This is a genomic window from Kitasatospora sp. NPDC058046 (assembly GCF_042885595.1).
Taxonomy (GTDB): domain Bacteria; phylum Actinomycetota; class Actinomycetes; order Streptomycetales; family Streptomycetaceae; genus Kitasatospora.
In genome coordinates this window covers 1-16,818 of record NZ_JBHVRS010000003.1, presented here as the reverse complement: position 1 = coordinate 16,818, position 16,818 = coordinate 1, and the positions used below count along the sequence as shown (strand labels likewise).

Genomic DNA, 16,818 nt, shown 5'->3' with positions numbered 1-16,818 from the left:
TGACAGGCGACGGATAACAGCTGACAGATGACAGATTTCGAAATCTGTCATCTGTCGGCTGTTCGTCGTTCGCCGTCACCCGCCCCCGCCGCGATCCCCGCCAGCGTCTCCAGCGCCCGCGCCAGCACCGGCAGCGGCGGCGAGGCGAGCCCGACCCGGACGGCGGAGGGCGAGCGCCGGGGATCGACGGCGAAGGCCGCCGCGGGCGTGACCGAGATCCCGGCCCGCGCCGCCTCCGCGACGAAGGTCTCCGCCCGTCGGCCGGTCGGCAGCTCCCACCACAGGTAGTACGAGCACGGGTCGGACCGCAGCCGCTGCCCCGCCAGCACCTCGCGCGCCAGCAGCTGCCGGGCCGTCGCGTCGGCCCGCTTCGCCGCCTCCACCGTGGCCAGCGTGCCGTCCCCGATCCAGCGCACCGCCGCCTCCAGTGCGAAGCCGCCCGGCGTCCACCCGCCCGAGCGCAGGGCGCCCGCCACCCGTTCGCGCAGAGCCGCCGGGACGACCGCGAACCCGGTGGTCAGCCCCGGGGCGAGCCGCTTGGAGAGGCTGTCCACGAGGACGGTGCGCTCCGGCGCGAGCGCCGCCAGTGGCGCCGACTCCGGCCGCAGGAAGGACCAGACGGCGTCCTCGACCACCGGCAGGTCGAGCCGCCGCAGCAGCGCCACGAGCGCCACCACCCGCTCCTGCGGCAGGCTCGCGCCGAGCGGGTTCTGCAGGCGCGGCTGGATGTACACCGCGCGCAGCGGTCCGGCCCGGTGGGCGGCCGCCACGGCGTCCGGCAGCAGCCCGTACTCGTCCACGGCCAGCGGCACCAGCACGATGCCCAGCCGCTCCGCCGCCGCCTTGACCACCGGATAGGTCAGCTCCTCCACGCCCAGCCGCTGTCCGGGCGGCACCAGCGCGGACAGGGCCCCGGCGATGGCCTGCCGCCCGTTGCCGGCGAACAGCAGGTCCTCCGCCGCGACCTCCCAGGAGCCGGCCGACACCAGTCCGGCGAACGCCCGCCGTGCCGCGCCCGTCCCGGCCGCGCCGACCGGCCGCAGCGCCTCGCCCAGCGCGTCCGGCCGCAGCAGCGGCGCCAGTGCGCCCGCCAGCAGTTCGGCCTGCCCGGAGACGGCGGGGTAGTTGAGCTCCAGGTCCACGGGGGCGGCGGCCGGCTCCGCGAGTGCCACCCGGGTGCCGTCCGGTGCGCGCCCGGCCCGGACGAAGGTCCCGCGCCCGACCTCCCCGACGGTCAGCCCGCGCCGGGCCAGTTCCCGGTAGACGCGCCCCGCCGTCGAGTTGGCGATGCCCCGACCGCGGGCGAACGCCCGTTGGGTGGGCAGCTGCTGGCCGGGCCGCAGTCGTCCGCCCGCGATCTCGGCGGCGATCCGGTCGGCGATCAGGCGGTAGTCGTCCATCGGCGTTCGCTCCTCCAGAGCCTCGGGCGCTGGATTGCACCGAGGGCAAAGTCATCATTGCATTGACCCGATGAGCCGTCCTAGCCTCCTCGCATGGACGCGTTGACATCCGCCGTGGACGGCCGGGCCCTGCTCGGGATCGCCGCCGTGGCCCTGGGCATGGTGCTGTCGCCCGGGCCGAACATGATCTACCTGGTCTCGCGCTCGATCGCGCAGGGCCGCCGCGCCGGGCTGATCTCGCTGACCGGGGTCGCGGCCGGCTTCCTGGTCTACCTGGTCGCGGTGACGGCGGGGGTGGCCGCGGTGTTCTCGGTGGTGCCCGCCCTCTACACCGCGATCAAGCTGGCCGGTGCCGGGTACCTGCTCTGGCTGGCCTGGAAGGCGGTCAAGCCGGGCGGCACGGCGGTCTTCGCCCCGCAGCAGCTGCCGCCGGACCCGCCGCGCCGGCTGTTCGCGATGGGCTTTCTGACCTGCCTGCTCAACCCCAAGATCGCCATCATGTACATCTCGCTGCTGCCGCAGTTCGTGGCCCCGGAACGCGGTCACGTCGCCCTGCAGAGCCTGCTGCTGGGCCTGACCCAGATCGCGATAGCGATCACCGTCAACGGCCTGATCGCGGTGAGCGCGGGCAGCATCGCGGCCTTCCTCAACCGCCGCCCCGGCTGGCTGCGGATCCAGCGCTACGTGATGGGCACCGTCCTCGCGGGCCTCGCCGTGCACATCGCCGCCGACCGCGCCAAGGCCGTGGCGGTCTGAGGGCCGGGGCCGCAACGATCCAGCTGTCGGGTGGCAGGTGTTGAGTACCTAGGTGCTACGGCCGGTGGCGGTCCGCAGCACCTCGTACCCCGCCTGGACGAACCGTCCGCCCCGCTTGGGGCCGGTGTTGGCGAGGGCCGCCACCGCCGTCCCGCCCGTCGGTGAGAACCCGACGAAGGAGGTGAACCCCCGGGTCGCGCCGGAGTGGAAGTACAGGTCGCGCCCTCCCGAGCGGCGGTGGTTCCACACCAGGCACAGCTCGTCGGAGGAGTGCGGGAGCCGCAGTCTGACCCGTTGGACCTCGGCCAGTGGCGCCCCCAGCCGGCCTTCTCCCTCGCCGATGTGGGCCTGGAGGAAGCGCAGCAGGTCGCTTCCGCTGGCCCGTACCGCGCCGGCGCCCGGCAGTCCGGGGATCCGCCAGGTCGGCATCGCCCGGCCGCGCCGGTAGCCGGTCGCCCGGTTCGGCGCGTCCGGCGCGCAGGTGGTGGCGTCGAGTCCCAGGGGCATCAGGACCCGCTTGGCGAGCAGTTCCCCGTACGGCAGTCCGCCTGTCTCGGCCAGCAGCCGGCCGAGCAGTCCGACCCCGTAGTTGGAGTACCGGTGCATGCTGCCGGGCCTGCCGCGTACGGTGGTTCGGGCCAGGGCGGCTCTCAACTGGTCGTCGCCGAACGCCGCGTACGGGTTGGTCTGCCAGGTCGGCACGGCTCCGGTGAGCAGTCCGGGGGGCAGCCCGGGCAGCCCCGAGGTGTGGGTGGCGAGGTGCAGCAGCCGGATCGGCTCGGGGGAGCGGGTGGCGATCGGGCGCCAGTCGGGCGGCAGTCGGCGTTCGACCGGGTCGTCGAGGGAGAGTTCGCCGCGCGTGGCCAGTTCGGCGAGCAGCAGTGCGGTGAACGTCTTGCTGACCGAGCCGAGTTCGAAGACGGTGTCCGGGGTGCAGGCGGCCGCCCGCCCTCGGGCGAGGCGTCCGAAGCACCGCACCTCCCCCTGTCCGTCGCGCGCCACGGCCACGGTGACCGCGGTCGCGTACGGTGCGGCCGCCCGGACTGCCGCCCGGACGGCCATGTCGAGTTCGTTCATGCGGCCGCGGTGTCGGCGGTGTCGGCGCCGTTCGCGCCGCCGAGTGCCCGGGAGAGCGCGACCGTCGCGGCCACGACCGCGACCACGGCGGTGTGCTCGTGCGCGCGGATGGCCAACTCCGGGTCGTCCTCGATCGGTTCGTTGTCCCGGGGCACGAGGCCGTCCGCCCGTTGCACCGAGGCCAGGGCCTCCCAGCCGGACCGTCCGGTGACGGGTTCCCCGATGCACGAGTCGACGATCAGCAGTTCGCCGACCAGGTCCCACTCGCCGATCTCCAGCCAGATGTCGAGCCAGACCGGCAGCCAGTCGCGCAGGTAGTCCCGCATCGGTTCGGGCAGGTCCTGGGGCCGGGCGCCCCAGTCGGTGAGGTGGAAGACGGTGTGGGTGACCTGGTAGGCGGTGGACCAGGAGACGGTCCAGGGTTCGGGGAGCGCGCCGAGCCAGGTGCGGGCGGCGAGCGTGGCCCAGTCCGGCCGGTGGCTCAGCTCGATGATCCGCCGTGCGTTGGCCACGGCCAGGTGCCGGCTGCCCTGGATCTCGACGGCGTGCACGGCCCGCAGCCGGCTGAGGGATTCGAGCAACTCCTCCAGTGCGGCGTGCCGGTAGCCGAGCCGGGCGAAGTGGGCGTACGTCTCCAGCGGGTCGGTGATGGTGACGTACCGCAGCTGGCGCTCGTAGAGCATGTCGCCCTCGCGCAGCTGGCCCCAGGCGGTCGTGATGAGGTCGCGCGCGGCGTGGATGTCCTGCGGTCCGGCGACCCCGTCGCGCAGCACCAGGGAGGAGGCCATCGCGACCTCGCAGAGCGGCTTGTAGATGTCGTCCGGCTTGGAGAGGTTGATGATGGCGTTGTCCGCGAACTTGCCGTAGCTGCCCTGGTACGACGTGTGCAGCCAGGACAGCGCGCGGGTGCCGAGCTGCTGGGCGATGGTGAGCGTCTGGGTGTCGGTCATGCCGGACTTCCCTCCAACAGGCGCTGGGAGACGGCGAGTTCGAGCCTGGTCCGGACGGCGCCGATGCCGACCAGGTGGGTCCGGTCCAGGACCGGTTCGACCTCCAGCCGTAGCGGGAGGCCCTCGGTGCTCGCCCAGGCGAGCCAGCGGGCGAGCCGCACGGCGGTGGTGAAGTCCCGTCGGAGCATGGAGCGGACGGTGCCGTGGGCGAGTTGCGCGGTGCCGGCGCGGGCGGCGTCGTGCACCGGGCCGTCCAGTCCGGGCAGTGCGAGCACGGACAACTGCGCCATCCGTACCGACCAGGACTGCCAGCCCAGGTCGTCAGGTCCGGGCGGCGGGGCGGGGGGTGAGGCCGGTGCGGGGTCCCCGTACGGTGTGCGGGCGAGCAGCCGGTCGGCTGCCCAGTCCTGCCAGGCGACGACCAGCGCGGCCTCGGCGGACGTCGGTGCCGGGGCGGGGAAGGCCCGTCGGGCCTCGGCGAGCAGCGCGGCGGTGGGCCCGTCGGGCTCGGCCCCGGCGAGCAGTTGCGGAGTGAAGAGGTCGGCGCCGAGCACGCGCACCGCGGCCAGCAGCGGGCGGGGTACGGCGGTGTCGGGGTCCGCGAGTGCGGCCGCACCCCCGGCGCCCCGGAGGGCGTCGAGGGTCCGGCCGGCCACCCGCTCGACCGCCGCGGCGTACTCGTCACGGAGAGGGGTTTCGGCGAACGGCATGGTGGTGAGCTACTCCTTCAGGAGACTCGGGATGGGCGCGGGGTCCCAGGGGCACGCGGCCCGTGGGTGGGGCCCGGTTACCTGATCGGCTTCTCCTTCGGGCCCTTCGGGGAGAGAAGGACCAGGCCGAGCAGGAGCAGGAGCCCCGCGGCCTCGGGCGAGTACGTGGGCGCGTCGGACACGACGGCCTCTTCCTCCACCATCAGGCTCGCGAGTGTTTCGGCTTCGAGCGTCGCGCTGTGTGACGTCGTAGTCGTCGCGGTCCGGAACTGAGTAAGCATCAGAAGTGCCTCCTCGTCTGGATTTCACCGCCCGGTCGGACGATGCCCCCGTTCGACAGTACGAGCACCTCCCGGGGGCTGCATCCGCAACTCTCTGAGCTGGGAAATCGCCCTCGGTGTGGGTCCGGAAGCGGCGAGTCGGTACGGTCTGGGGCATGACCACAGCCTTGATCACCGGCGCGACCGCCGGCATCGGAGCCGCCTTCGCGCGACGGCTCGCCCGCAGCGGCTACCAGCTCGTCCTGGTGGCCCGGGACACCGAGCGCCTGGAGCGCGCCGCCGCCGACCTGCACGGCAGGTACGGCATCGAGACGGAGGTGCTGACCGCCGACCTCGCGACCGACGAGGGCATCGGCGCCGTCGAGGCCCGACTCGCCGACCCCGCCCGCCCGGTGGACCTCCTGGTCAACAACGCGGGCTTCGGCAACAAGGGCGCCTTCGGGACCGTCCCGCTCCAGGACGAGCTGGCCATGCTGAAGGTGCACATCGAGGCGATCCTGCGGCTGACCACGGCCGCCCTGCCCGGAATGCGGGAGCGCGGCCGCGGTGCGATCGTCAATGTGGCCTCGGTGGCGGCCTTCCTGCCGCGCGGCACGTACGGCGCGAGCAAGGCCTGGGTGGTCAGTTTCACCCAGGGCGTGCTGCGCGACCTCGGCGGTACGGGCGTTCGGATGATGGCGCTCTGCCCGGGCTTCACCCGGACCGAGTTCCACCAGCGGGCCGGCATGGGCACCGGGAACATCCCGTCCTGGTCCTGGCTGTCCGCCGAGCGGGTGGTGGACGAGGCGATGCGCGACCTGGCGCGCGGCCGGGCCGTGTCCGTGCCGGGCAAGCGGTACAAGGTCGCCGTGGCCATCGCCCGGATGCTGCCCTCCGGCAAGCTCGGCGGGGTCTCCTCGAAGGCGGCGCGCACCTACCGGACCAACTGAGGCCCGGGGCGGTCGGGGCGGTCGGGCGGCTCTGCGGGGCCCGTAGGCGCGCTCCGCTGGGCCCGTACGCGCGCTCCGCGGAGCCTGTACGGACGAGGAATAGGGCAACAGTCACTATTAGCTTATCTAACTATGAGCTATCCTCGCTATATTGCCCCGCACCCGACCGCCCCACCCAGGGAGGCCCGTCCTTGAGGCCCACCGCCATCGACTGGACCCCGCCCGAGCGCGCCGAGGGCGAACCCCGCCCACCGGCCGAGTGGCGCCGCATCCTCGCGCTCTTCCGCCCGTACCGGGCCCGCCTGGCCGTCGTCGGGCTGCTGGTCGCCGCCTCGGCCGTGGTCTCGGTCGTCTCGCCCTTCCTGCTCAGGGCGGTCCTGGACACCGCCATCCCGCAGGGCCGCACCGGGCTGCTCAGCCTGCTCGCGCTCGGGATGATCCTGACCGCCGTGGTGAACAGCATCTTCAACGTCCTCCAGACGCTGATCTCCACCACCGTCGGCCAGCGCGTGATGCACGACCTGCGCACCGCCGTCTACGGCCACCTCCAGCGGCAGTCGCTGGCCTTCTTCACCCGCACCCGCACCGGTGAGGTGCAGTCCCGGATCGCCAACGACATCGGCGGCATGCAGTCCACGGTGACCTCCACCGCGACCAGCCTGGTCTCCAACCTGACCGCCGTGGTCGCCTCGGTCGTCGCCATGGTCGCCCTCGACTGGCGGCTGACCGTCGTCTCGCTGCTGCTGCTCCCGCTGTTCGTCTGGATCAGCCGCAGGGTCGGGCAGGAGCGCAAGAAGATCACCACCGAGCGGCAGAAGCAGCTGGCCGCGATGAGCTCGGCGGTCCAGGAGTCGCTCTCGGTCAGCGGCATCCTGCTCGGCCGCACCATGGGCCGCTCCGGCTCGCTCGCCCGGGAGTTCACCGGGCAGTCCGACCAGCTCGCCGACCTGGAGGTGCGGGCCAGCATGGCCGGGCGCTGGCGGATGAACACCATCCAGATCGTGATGGCCGCGATGCCCGCGCTGATCTACTGGGCGGCCGGGCTGACCTCCGCCGCCGGTGCGCCGATCGTCTCGGTCGGTACCCTGGTGGCCTTCGTCACCCTCCAGCAGGGCCTCTTCCGGCCCACCGTCAGCCTGCTCTCCACCGGCGTGGACGTGCAGACCTCGCTCGCCCTCTTCCAGCGCATCTTCGAGTACCTCGACCTGCCGGTGGAGATCGACGAGCCGGCCGACCCGGTCACCCTGACCGACATCCGCGGCGAGGTCCGCTTCAAGGACGTCGACTTCCGCTACGACCCGGTGCAGGAGCGCCCCACCCTGGCCGGCGTCGACCTCACCGTCCCGGCCGGGAGCTCGCTGGCCGTGGTCGGCGAGACCGGCTCGGGCAAGACCACCCTCAGCTACCTCGTCCCGCGGCTGTACGACGTCACCGGCGGAAGCGTCACCCTGGACGGCGTGGACGTGCGCGAACTGTCCTTCGACACCCTGGCCCGCGCGGTCGGCGTGGTCTCCCAGGAGACCTACCTCTTCCACGCCTCGGTCGCCGAGAACCTGCGCTTCGCCAAGCCCGGCGCCAGCGACGCCGAACTGGTCGAGGCCGCCCGGGCCGCACAGGTCCACGACACCATCGCCGCCCTCCCGGACGGCTACGACACCCTGGTCGGCGAGCGCGGCTACCGCTTCTCCGGCGGCGAGAAGCAGCGCCTCGCACTCGCCCGGACGATCCTGCGCAACCCGCCGGTGCTCATCCTCGACGAGGCCACCAGCGCGCTCGACAACCGCACCGAGCACGCCGTCCAGCAGGCTGTGGACACCCTGGCAGCCGGCCGCACCACCATCACCATCGCGCACCGGCTCTCCACCGTCCGCGCCGCCGACCAGATCGCCGTCCTGGACCACGGCGAGGTGGTCGAACTCGGCACCCACGAGGAGCTGGTGGCGCTGGACGGACGGTACGCGGCGCTGCTGCGCCGGGAGGTGCCGGAGGCCGCCCGGCAGCCCGAACCGGTCGTGCTCGGGCACGTGTGACGGGGCGGGCGCGCCCGGGTTCGTGTCGAGCCGGATCGACGGGGCGGCCGCCGCGCTCGGGTGCGCGGGACGGGCCGGCGTGCGAGCGCGTGCGCCCGGGACGGGCCGGCGGTCAGGCCGCCTTCGGGACCTCGTTGTAGCTCTCCGCGACCTCCTGGCCGGAGAGCCGCTGGATGGCCGCCATCACCTCGTCGGTCACCTGCCGACGGGCCTTCAGCGAGCGGGCCTGCCCGTGCAGCTCGTCGAAGTGCAGCGGCTCGCCGAAGCGGACCGTCACCTTCTTCAGCCGCGGCAGCCGCTTGCCCACCGGCAGGATCTGCTCCGGACCCTCCAGCGCCACCGGCACCACCGGCACGCCCGCGGTCAGCGCGAGCCAGGCGACACCCGTCTTGCCCCGGTAGAGCCGGCCGTCCAGGGAGCGGGTGCCCTCGGGGTAGATGCCGAAGGCCTTGCCGTCCTCCAGGATCTCCAGCGCCGACTCCAGCGAGGCCTGAGCGGAACGGTAGGTGCCGCGCTCGACCGGCACGGCGCCGATGGCCTCGAAGAAGCCCTTGGAGAGCCGGCCCTTGAGCCCGGTGCCGGTGAAGTACTCGGCCTTGGCGAGGAAGTGGACCCGGCGCGGGGCGGTCAGCGGGATCACCACGCTGTCGATGAAGGACAGGTGGTTGCTGGCCAGGATCACCCCGCCCTTGCGCGGCACGTTCCCGATTCCCTCGATGACCGGCCGCCAGATCCCCCGCGAGACCGGTTTCAGCACCAACTTGGTGGCGAGGTCGAGCACGATTCCCTCCCTGGACGAACGATCGCCCGGGAGGAGCCCGGGCCTGCAATCAGATCCGCAGACTACGACACCGACCCCGGCGCGCGTCCACTCCCGGCGACCGTGGCGAACACCACGGCCGGGTAGGGTACGGCCGTCCGAACCGAGCGACACCCCGCAGTACCCAGGAGGGCACCATGGAGACCACCGAGGCGATCAAGGCCTTTTTCGACCGCTTCGACAAGGACGGCGACGGCAAGATCACCCCGGCCGAGTACGCTCTGGCCGCCAACGAGATGGGCGACCACGACGTCACCATCTCGATGGCCGAGGCGCTGATCCACAGCATGGACACCAACCACGACGGCGTCCTGACCTTCGAGGAGTTCCTGGCCGCCCGCCGGCGCTGAGCCCGTGCCGACGGGGCCGGTCGCCGTACCGGCGGCGCCGGCCCCGTCCGGAGGTCCCGCGGACGCTCCCGCGCCGCTCCTCCTACTTGTCCTTCTCCACCGGGAACACCCGGCGCACCACCCGCTCCGCGGCCCCGCCGTCGTCCCAGACGCAGAACTTCGCCCGGAAGTCGGCCCGCGCCGCCGGCTCGGGGTCGCCCGCCAGCAGCGCCCGCGCCAGCCCGTCCGCGTCCACCGTGACCGCGCCCGGCGGCTCCGCGAACAGGTCGAAGTAGACGCCGCGTTCCCGCTGGTACTCCTCCCAGTCCGGGGCGAAGACCACCACCGGCCGGTCCAGCACCGCGTAGTCGAACATCATCGACGAGTAGTCCGTCACCAGCACGTCCGCCGCGAGGTAGAGGTCCTCGACGGTCGGGTGCGCCGAGACGTCCACGATCCGTGCCGACTCCGCACCGGCCGCCGTCAGGTCGCCCGGGCCGTCCGCGTGGAAGTAGTGGGTGCGCACCAGCAGTGTGAAGTCCGGGCCCAGCCGCCGGGCCAGCTCCGCCACGTCGAGCAGCGGCACGTAGCCGCCCTTGCTGCCGCGGTGGGTCGGCGCGTACAGCACCGCCCGGGTGTCCGGCCGCAGCCCGAGCAGCTCGCGCATCGCCCGGACCTCGTCCGAAGTGGCGTTCGCCAGCCGGTCGTTGCGCGGGTAGCCGGTGTCCAGCATCTCGTACCGGCCGGGGAAGGCGCGGGCGAAGTGCCCGCTGGTGTGCGGGTTGGGGGAGACCAGGAAGTCCCAGCGGTCGACGGCCTCCTGGAGCAGGTCGAAGTCCATCCCCTCGGCCGCCGCCGGATGGTCGCGCAGGTCCATGCCCATCGCCTTGAGCGGGGTGCCGTGCTGGGTCTGGACGTGCACCGTGCCCGCCCGCTTCGTCATGGTGCGGGGGAAGTTGACGTTGTTGACGAAGTACTTGGCGGTCGCCATCGCCCTGAGGTAGGCGGGGGTGTTGACGATCACGTACGGCACCCCGGGCGGCAGGGTGGCGGCCTGGGCGCGGTTCTCCACCACCCACACGCCCCGCACCCGCGGGGCGAGTTCCTTCGCCTTCTCGTAGATCGCCGCCGGGCTGCACGCGTAACCCCGGTGCCAGTACGCGGCGTAGACCGCGAGGTGCTGGTCCAGCGGCAGCCGGCGGAACGCGTTGTACGCGGTGAACCGGGCGCCGCTGCGCATCCCCTTCTTCACCGCGGGCGCCACCGCCCGTGCCCCGCGCTTGAGTTCGCGCGGCAGCCGGCCGGTGCGGCGCAGCTCGGCGTACGCGATCCGGGCGCCGCGGGCGGCCAGCCGGTACTGCACGCCGCGCACCCCGCCGGGGAAGCGGTAGCCGGCCGGGCGGTGGCGGTCGAAGTGCCGGGCGATCCGCTGGAAGAAGTCCTTGCGCAGGTCGGTGGGGACCAGCCCGGGGGTGTCGTAGACGTTCAGGGCCTGGCGGACGGTCCGGTCGAAGACCAGGGTGCGCAGCGAGTCCGGGACGGGCCGGCCGGGGCGGTCCGGGCGGTCCAGGAACGCGAAGATCGCGTCGTACTGGGCGAACACGTCGGCGTGCTTGGGGGAGGCGGTGGCGGTGATCGCGCCGTCCCGGCCGCGCCGGTAGAAGTAGCAGGGGCGGTCCAGGTAGCGCAGCCGCTCGGCGGCCAGCAGCGCCGGGTAGGTGACCGAGATGTCCTCGTAGTAGCCGCGGCCGAAGGAGACGCCGAGGCCGTCCAGGAACGCGCGGCGGAACAGCTTGTTCCACACCGACATCACGGTCTGGAACAGCGCCGGGTGCTCGGCCAGGGTGCAGCCCTCGACCAGCGGGGAGTCGGCCAGCACGTGGCGCCAGGGGTTGGGCTCCGTCCCGCCGTCCGGGTACACGTGGGTGAAGCCGGTGAGCAGCACGTCGGCGGGGGTCTCCCGGAGACGCTCCCGCGCCAGCTCGTCCAGCAGCGTGCCGACCGTCCCCTCGGGCACCCAGTCGTCGCTGTCCACGAACCAGACGTACTCGCCGCGGGCCTGCGGCAGGGCGGCGGTGCGGGCGCCGCCGAGGCCCTGGTTCTCGGTGAGGTGCAGCACCCGCAGCCGGCTGTCGCGGGCCGCGTAGGCGTCCAGGATCGCGCCGGAGCCGTCGGGGGAGAGGTCGTCGACCGCGATCACCTCGAAACGGGTCTCGGCGGCGGGGACGTCGCCGAGGATCGAGTCGAGGCAGCGCGGGAGGTACCGCTCCACGCCGTGGACCGGGAGCACGATGCTGAGGAGGAGGGACACGCTGGCCGAGTGTACCGATCCACCGGGCGCGACCTGCGCGGACGTCCGGTGCGGGCCTTCCGGGGCCCTGCGGCCCTTGGGGGGCCTGGGCGGCGGTGACGGCGGCGCGGCTGCGGCGGGGGCTCGGGGGGTGTCCGGGAAGGGTGTCCGTGAAAGCCGTCCGTGGCGGACAAGCCGTCCGTGGCGGACCCGGAACCGCCGGTGCCGGGCCCCTCGCGGGGCGGCACCGGCAGTCAGGTGGCGATCCGGCCGACCCTCGACGGCCGACCGCCGGTCCGGGCACCGCGCGAGCCTGGCCACCGCAGCGTCGAGGCGGCCGGGCAGTGGCTCGCGGGAGCCGGAGTTCTTCATCACTCGAACACACGCTTGAGTGCGGTGCGGGCACTGGCGTGTGCATCCGATATTGCTTGGAGGTTCGGCGGGAGTCAATCCCTCGAATGTGTTCACTTCCTGAAGTCGGTCGGTCACGGTGTCATCGGGGTCCGCGCTCGGACGGGTCGTTCCCGGGGCGGGCCGTGCCCGATGGGCCGGTCGGTGATCGCTTTGTCGATGTGGCGGCTGTCCCCTTAATAGGGGGACGCGGGCGGGGAGCGGGCGGTGCGGGCGGTCGGTGCCGGCGGTGCCGGCGGTGCGTGGGCGGGGTGCCGCCGGGGCGCCGCTGTGCGCCGGGCGCGCGTCATGCGCAGGGTTGCCGCACTCGCGCCCGCCCGCCCTGGTGACGGATGGCCGGTCGTGCACCATCATTGATGCCTAGTCGTGACCGGCCGGGCGGCCCCTGGTGCTTCGTCAGTTGACGCCGCACGATACGGTGGCACAACACCAAGGACGGTTGCGCGAAGGCCGTCCTTCACGGATAGTCTTCGCCTCACGGCCCTGGCGCCTCGTAGGGGTGGGAAAAACTGATGGAACACATGCAAGTGCGGACTCGGCCCCGCGTGCCGGCGATCCAGTGCGGTGTCGGCACGACCGGCCGCCGGATCGACCGACACCTGGCCGTGCTCGGCGCGCCCGCACTCCCGGCGGTGGACACCGCCGAGGCGCTCGGGTTGATAAGGGAGCTCACGCCGCGCGGCGCCGAGGCCCCGACGACCCGTCGTCGCCACACCAGGATCTCGCTGCTGACGCCGCTGCGTCGGCTGCGGCGGAGCCTTTTCGGCGGGCGCGGCTAGTCCGACCGGTGCGGCACGGGTCCCTCCCCGCCGCCCGGTCGGAACCGACCCGGTGGACCGTCCGGTCCGCCGGGTCTTCAGTGTGTCCGGACGGCGTCCGGGCGGTGCCGGAGGGAGCGTCGTGGCCGTCCGGGGTGATGTGGTCTGAACCTTTCAGCCTATGCGAGTTTGCCCGCCCGGCACGGCCAGACGGCGAGGGAGTACGCCCGGCCCGCTGACCTGGGACAGGATGGCGCCATGGCGGACAACAACCACTCCACCCAGACCGGCTCGTTCCCGACCACCACCTTCCAGAGCAGCACCTTCGAGATCACCACCGGCTCCCGCGAGGTCGCGCTCGACATCACCGACCGCTGCGTCGAGTTCCTCGACGAACGGGCCACCGGGCGCGACGGCCTGCTCAACATCTTCGTCCCGCACGCCACCGCGGGGATCGCGGTACTGGAGACCGGTTCGGGCAGCGACGACGACTTCCTCGCCACCCTGCGCGACCTGCTCCCGGCCGACGACCGCTGGCGCCACCGGCACGGCAGCCCGGGCCACGGCCGGGACCACGTGGTGCCCGGACTGGTCGCCCCGCACGCGACCCTGCCGGTGCTCGGCGGTCAACTGGCCCTCGGCGTCTGGCAGTCGGTGGTCCTGGTCGACACCAACGGGGACAATCCGCGCCGGACTGTCCGGCTGTCCTTCCTCGGCTGACGCGCGGGAACGGTGGGCGGTCCGGCGGGCGGCGGTCCGGCGGGTGGCCTCGGCGGACCCGGTGGCTCAGCGGACGTGCGCGGCCACCGCGGCGAGGTAGCGCTCGATCGCCAGGTGCTGGCAGAGCAGGGCCACCGGCCGGCCGAGCCTGGCGTACCAGGCGGACAGCCGGGAGAACGCGGTGACCTCGAACCACACCTCGCCGCCGGCGTCCATCGACACCAGGAACGCCTCCTCGCCGCACTCCGGGTGCCCGGGGAGGGTGCCGTACCCGAAGCCGATCCGGTCCGGCTCCTCCGCCGTCCACACCACCCGGCAGGGGATCACCAGCCGGGGCCACCGGCTCCCTGGCAGGTTCAGCCGCAGCAGCACCGTCCCGCCCTCCCGGGCCGGGCCGGCCGGGTGCACCGCGAAGCCGGTGCCCAACTGGCTGCCCCAGCCGAGCACGTAGCGCCCGGCGCGCTCCAGCACCTCCGGCCCGTGCCCCAGGTGGACCCGCCGCCGCAGGTGGGCGTAGCCGTCCGGGAGCCGCCCGCCCCCGCCCCGGGTGGCACCCACCTCGGGGTACGACGGGGTGGTGGCGCGGGCGGCGAGCAGGCGTCGGTGCAGGTCGGTGGGCATGCCGGTCACGGTAACCGCCGGGCGGGAGGGGGCTGTCGGCGGGGCGGGGGCGGACCTGTGGCGGGCTTCAGTGAACAGGTTTCAGCGGACAGGTTTCAGCGAACGAACGTCAGCGAACAGAGTTCAGCCGACAGCTTTCAGCGAACGTTTTCTGACATCTGTTCGCTGCTGGCGAGGCGAGGCGAGGCGAGGCGGGGCGGAGGGAGAGAGGGGCGGGCGGCGGCCCGGTCACCTGCGGCGTGTTGCGGCAGGGCGGCGGCGCGGAGTAGGAAGTCGGTATGAGCGACACCGGTACGAACCAGGAAGCGGGCGTCTGCGAACTCGCGCCCGACGGCGGAGCGGAGGCGGCGCTGCGGCACGACCCGCGGGCGGCCGGGCCGCGCGCCGACTGCGTCCTGTGCGGCGAGCCGACCGAACTGCCCGCCGACCAGCCGGGCAGCACCCTCTGCCCGGTGTGCGCCTGGCAGCAGGCGCAGCGGATCGCCTGCTCGGGCTGAACCCCCGGACCAGGGTCCGGAGGTTCAGGCCCTACGCGTCCTCCCGCCCGGCCAGCGCCAGGGTCGAGCCGTGCCGCCCCTTGCGGACCAGCAACTGGGCGGGGATACGGCTGCGCAGGTCGGCGACGTGGCTGACGATGCCGACCGCGCGGTCCCGCTCGCGCAGTCCGTCCAGGACGTCCATGACCTCCTCCAGGGCGTGCTCGTCGAGGGTGCCGAAGCCCTCGTCGATGAAGAGGGTGTCCAGCGGCATGCCGCCCGCCTCGTCGGTGACCACGTCGGCCAGGCCCAGGGCGAGGGAGAGCGAGGCGAAGAAGCTCTCGCCGCCGGAGAGGGTCGCGGTGTCCCGCTCGGTGCCCGTCCAGGCGTCGACCACCCGCAGGGCCAGGCCCGAGCGCTTGGTCCCGGTGCCCCGGTCGTCGCTGTGCACCAGGGTGTAGCGCCCGCCGGACATCCGGACCAGCCGGTCGCTGGCCGCCGCCGCGACCTGCTCCAGCCGGGCCGCCAGGACGTACGACTCCAGGCGCATCCGCAGCCGGTTGTCGGCCGAGGTGCCGGCCGCGAGCGCGGCGAGCCGGTTGATCCGCCCGTACCTGTCCAGCGCCGGGGCCAGTTCGGCGGCGAGCCCGGTCAGCTGCCGCCCGATCGCGGCCAGTGCCCCGCAGCGTTCGCGGGCGGCCGCGTGGGCGGCGTGCGCCCGGCCGAGCCGGTCGGTCGCGGTGCCGAGCGCGGCCGCCACGGCGGGCAGGTCCACCGGCGGACGGACCGCGGCCTCGGCCAGCTCCGGCAGCGCCAGCTCGCGGCGGACGGCGGCGGTCTCCGCGCGGTGCCGCTCCAGCCGGGCCTCCAGCCGCTCGCGCTCCTCGCGCGGCAGTAGCACCGCCAGCGCCGCCGCGGCGTCCGGGAAGCCCGCCGCGGCGGCGGCCTTGCCCAGCTCCTCCTCGGCCTCGCCGAGCCGGGCCGCCGCCTCCGCGTATGCCCGGGCGGCGACCGCAGCCGCGGCGACCGCCTCGGTGAGCCGGGTGAGGGCCGTGGCCCGGTCGGCGACCGAGGCCGCCTCGCCCCGGGCGGCCGCCACCCGGGCGGTCAGCGCCCGCTGCTCGGTGTCGAGCGCCAGCAGCCGGTCGGAGAGGACGGCCGCGCGCTCCTTGGCCTCGTGCAGCTCGTCGACCCGGCGGGCACGGTCCTGCGACAGCCGGGCGATCTCCTGCTCGACCCGGCCGAGCGCCTCCGCCGCGTGCCGCGCCTCGCGGTGCTCGCGCTCCAGCCCGGCGAGGGCCTGCGCGAGCGCCTCCGTACCGTCCGGCCCGGCCGCGCCGGACGCGGTGGCCTCGCGCACCCGCAGCGCGGTGAGCGCCTGGTCGGCCTCCGTCCAGACCCGCTCGGCGGCGGCCTGCGCCCGGCGCGCCCGCTCCTCGTCCTCGGCGCCGACCCGGCTGCCGGGCGCGGCCTCGGCGGGCGCCGGATGCTCGGGTGAGCCGCAGACCCGGCAGGCCTGGCCCGCCCGCAGCTGCTCGGCCAGCTCGGCGGCCATGCCGCTGAGCCGGCGGTCCCGCAGGTCCAGGCTGTGCTCGCGGGCGTCCAGCGCGGCGGTGCGCAGGGCGACCACCCGGGGCTCCGCCGCGGCGATCTCGGCGCGCAGGCCGTCGCGCTCCCGGGACGCGCCCAGGCGGACGGTCAACTCGGCGCGCTGTCCGTCCAGTTGCTCGACCCGGGAGGTCGCCGACCGGGCCTCGGTGTGCTGTTGCTCCAGGCGGGCCAGCCCGTCCTCGAACTCGGCGAGCCAGTCCTCGGCCTCCTCGGCCAGCTCCTCGGCGGCTCGGCGGTCCTCCGTCAGGGAGCGCTGCTCGCGGGCGAGTTCGGCGCAGCGCCGCTCCTCCGCCCTGGCCGCCTCCAGCCGGACCACCTCGGCCCGCAGCCGCAGCTCGGCCTCGGCCAGCCCGGCGGTGTCCGCCCCGGCGAGCTCCCGGCCCTCGCCACCGGAGCCGGCCAGCGCCTCGCGGTGCCGGCGCTCCGCCAGCCGGGCGCGACCGAGCGCCTCGGCCGCGCCCTCCCGCAGCCGCAGCGCCGACTCCACCCCGACGGCCTCCTGCGCGGCGGCCAGCCGCTGCCGGTCCGCGGCCGCGGCGGGCTCGAAGCCGGCCAGCCGCTCGGCCAGGCCCACTGCCTCCCGGTGCCGGCGCTGGCGGCCGGCCAGCTCCTCGGCGGCCTCGCGCCGCTCCTGGGCGGCGCGCTGGGC

General features: G+C 74.2%; 16 protein-coding genes. 7 read left to right on the top strand and 9 right to left on the bottom strand.

Annotation, left to right across the window (positions count from 1 at the left end; all coding sequences use genetic code 11):
* Positions 1 to 47: 47 nt before the first annotated feature.
* Positions 48 to 1,400 carry a PLP-dependent aminotransferase family protein gene (locus ACFVU7_RS07890; RefSeq protein WP_388044646.1) on the bottom strand — a complete coding sequence of 451 codons (1,353 nt, stop codon included), beginning with the start codon at positions 1,398 to 1,400 and terminating at the stop codon, positions 48 to 50.
* A 93-nt stretch (positions 1,401 to 1,493) separates the two neighbouring features.
* On the opposite strand from ACFVU7_RS07890, the gene ACFVU7_RS07885 reads away from it, so the two are divergent.
* Positions 1,494 to 2,156 (top strand): LysE family translocator, encoded by a 663-nt coding sequence (locus ACFVU7_RS07885; protein ID WP_049650635.1) that lies wholly within the window; start codon positions 1,494 to 1,496, stop codon positions 2,154 to 2,156.
* Positions 2,157 to 2,204: 48 nt separating this feature from the next.
* Here the strand turns inward: ACFVU7_RS07885 and ACFVU7_RS07880 are convergent, their stop codons facing one another.
* From ACFVU7_RS07880 to ACFVU7_RS07865, 4 genes are all read right to left on the bottom strand, one after another.
* Positions 2,205 to 3,233 (bottom strand): serine hydrolase domain-containing protein, encoded by a 1,029-nt coding sequence (locus tag ACFVU7_RS07880; protein ID WP_388044645.1) that lies wholly within the window; start codon positions 3,231 to 3,233, stop codon positions 2,205 to 2,207.
* On the bottom strand, positions 3,230 to 4,183 hold the full coding sequence (locus ACFVU7_RS07875) for a DUF6895 family protein (RefSeq protein WP_387820118.1): 954 nt from the start codon (positions 4,181 to 4,183) through the stop codon (positions 3,230 to 3,232). The genes ACFVU7_RS07880 and ACFVU7_RS07875 overlap by 4 nt, the downstream gene beginning before the upstream one ends.
* Positions 4,180 to 4,893 (bottom strand): hypothetical protein, encoded by a 714-nt coding sequence (locus ACFVU7_RS07870; RefSeq protein WP_388044644.1) that lies wholly within the window; start codon positions 4,891 to 4,893, stop codon positions 4,180 to 4,182. The genes ACFVU7_RS07875 and ACFVU7_RS07870 overlap by 4 nt, the downstream gene beginning before the upstream one ends.
* A 77-nt stretch (positions 4,894 to 4,970) precedes the next feature.
* Positions 4,971 to 5,096, bottom strand: a complete 126-nt coding sequence (locus ACFVU7_RS07865; RefSeq protein WP_380349161.1) for a hypothetical protein — start codon at positions 5,094 to 5,096, stop codon at positions 4,971 to 4,973.
* A gap of 233 nt (positions 5,097 to 5,329) precedes the next feature.
* Between ACFVU7_RS07865 and ACFVU7_RS07860 the strand changes: the two genes are divergently transcribed.
* Both ACFVU7_RS07860 and ACFVU7_RS07855 read left to right on the top strand, forming a co-directional pair.
* Entirely contained in the window at positions 5,330 to 6,103 is a 774-nt protein-coding gene (locus tag ACFVU7_RS07860) for an SDR family oxidoreductase (protein ID WP_074004271.1), read from the top strand.
* A gap of 191 nt (positions 6,104 to 6,294) precedes the next feature.
* Positions 6,295 to 8,133 carry an ABC transporter ATP-binding protein gene (locus tag ACFVU7_RS07855; protein ID WP_388044643.1) on the top strand — a complete coding sequence of 613 codons (1,839 nt, stop codon included), beginning with the start codon at positions 6,295 to 6,297 and terminating at the stop codon, positions 8,131 to 8,133.
* Positions 8,134 to 8,245: 112 nt separating this feature from the next.
* Here ACFVU7_RS07855 and ACFVU7_RS07850 read toward each other — a convergent pair whose 3' ends face one another.
* Complete coding sequence (locus ACFVU7_RS07850; RefSeq protein ID WP_049650628.1) at positions 8,246 to 8,914, bottom strand: 1-acyl-sn-glycerol-3-phosphate acyltransferase; 669 nt, start codon at positions 8,912 to 8,914, stop codon at positions 8,246 to 8,248.
* Between the two features lie 176 nt (positions 8,915 to 9,090).
* Here ACFVU7_RS07850 and ACFVU7_RS07845 point away from each other — a divergent pair, with 176 nt between their 5' ends.
* On the top strand, positions 9,091 to 9,303 hold the full coding sequence (locus ACFVU7_RS07845; RefSeq protein ID WP_049650627.1) for an EF-hand domain-containing protein: 213 nt from the start codon (positions 9,091 to 9,093) through the stop codon (positions 9,301 to 9,303).
* An 82-nt stretch (positions 9,304 to 9,385) separates the two neighbouring features.
* Here the strand turns inward: ACFVU7_RS07845 and ACFVU7_RS07840 are convergent, their stop codons facing one another.
* Positions 9,386 to 11,593, bottom strand: coding sequence for a CDP-glycerol glycerophosphotransferase family protein (locus ACFVU7_RS07840; protein ID WP_388044642.1), 2,208 nt, complete (start codon positions 11,591 to 11,593; stop codon positions 9,386 to 9,388).
* A gap of 902 nt (positions 11,594 to 12,495) precedes the next feature.
* On the opposite strand from ACFVU7_RS07840, the gene ACFVU7_RS07835 reads away from it, so the two are divergent.
* Together ACFVU7_RS07835 and ACFVU7_RS07830 are read left to right on the top strand one after the other, a co-directional pair.
* The gene (locus ACFVU7_RS07835; RefSeq protein WP_049650625.1) at positions 12,496 to 12,762 is read left to right on the top strand and encodes a hypothetical protein; all 267 of its coding nucleotides are present in this window, start codon (positions 12,496 to 12,498) and stop codon (positions 12,760 to 12,762) included.
* A gap of 237 nt (positions 12,763 to 12,999) precedes the next feature.
* Entirely contained in the window at positions 13,000 to 13,461 is a 462-nt protein-coding gene (locus ACFVU7_RS07830; protein ID WP_049650624.1) for a YjbQ family protein, read from the top strand.
* Positions 13,462 to 13,527: 66 nt separating this feature from the next.
* Here the strand turns inward: ACFVU7_RS07830 and ACFVU7_RS07825 are convergent, their stop codons facing one another.
* Positions 13,528 to 14,082 (bottom strand): DUF1990 family protein, encoded by a 555-nt coding sequence (locus tag ACFVU7_RS07825; RefSeq protein ID WP_388044641.1) that lies wholly within the window; start codon positions 14,080 to 14,082, stop codon positions 13,528 to 13,530.
* 278 nt (positions 14,083 to 14,360) lie between these two features.
* On the opposite strand from ACFVU7_RS07825, the gene ACFVU7_RS07820 reads away from it, so the two are divergent.
* Positions 14,361 to 14,579, top strand: a complete 219-nt coding sequence (locus ACFVU7_RS07820) for a hypothetical protein (protein ID WP_049650622.1) — start codon at positions 14,361 to 14,363, stop codon at positions 14,577 to 14,579.
* 31 nt (positions 14,580 to 14,610) lie between these two features.
* Here the strand turns inward: ACFVU7_RS07820 and ACFVU7_RS07815 are convergent.
* The coding region (locus ACFVU7_RS07815; RefSeq protein ID WP_388044640.1) for an SbcC/MukB-like Walker B domain-containing protein at positions 14,611 to 16,818 on the bottom strand (2,208 nt) is incomplete at its 5' end.

Bases quoted from the DNA above. Each gene is read 5' to 3' on its own strand.
- ACFVU7_RS07825 (WP_388044641.1), bottom strand. From the start codon at position 14,082: ATGCCCACCGACCTGCACCGACGCCTGCTCGCCGCCCGCGCCACCACC.
- ACFVU7_RS07875 (WP_387820118.1), bottom strand. From the start codon at position 4,183: ATGACCGACACCCAGACGCTCACCATCGCCCAGCAGCTCGGCACCCGC.
- ACFVU7_RS07860 (WP_074004271.1), top strand. From the start codon at position 5,330: ATGACCACAGCCTTGATCACCGGCGCGACCGCCGGCATCGGAGCCGCC.
- ACFVU7_RS07890 (WP_388044646.1), bottom strand. From the start codon at position 1,400: ATGGACGACTACCGCCTGATCGCCGACCGGATCGCCGCCGAGATCGCG.
- ACFVU7_RS07830 (WP_049650624.1), top strand. From the start codon at position 13,000: ATGGCGGACAACAACCACTCCACCCAGACCGGCTCGTTCCCGACCACC.
- ACFVU7_RS07845 (WP_049650627.1), top strand. From the start codon at position 9,091: ATGGAGACCACCGAGGCGATCAAGGCCTTTTTCGACCGCTTCGACAAG.
- ACFVU7_RS07885 (WP_049650635.1), top strand. From the start codon at position 1,494: ATGGACGCGTTGACATCCGCCGTGGACGGCCGGGCCCTGCTCGGGATC.
- ACFVU7_RS07835 (WP_049650625.1), top strand. From the start codon at position 12,496: ATGGAACACATGCAAGTGCGGACTCGGCCCCGCGTGCCGGCGATCCAG.
- ACFVU7_RS07880 (WP_388044645.1), bottom strand. From the start codon at position 3,233: ATGAACGAACTCGACATGGCCGTCCGGGCGGCAGTCCGGGCGGCCGCA.
- ACFVU7_RS07820 (WP_049650622.1), top strand. From the start codon at position 14,361: ATGAGCGACACCGGTACGAACCAGGAAGCGGGCGTCTGCGAACTCGCG.
- ACFVU7_RS07870 (WP_388044644.1), bottom strand. From the start codon at position 4,893: ATGCCGTTCGCCGAAACCCCTCTCCGTGACGAGTACGCCGCGGCGGTC.
- ACFVU7_RS07865 (WP_380349161.1), bottom strand. From the start codon at position 5,096: ATGGTGGAGGAAGAGGCCGTCGTGTCCGACGCGCCCACGTACTCGCCC.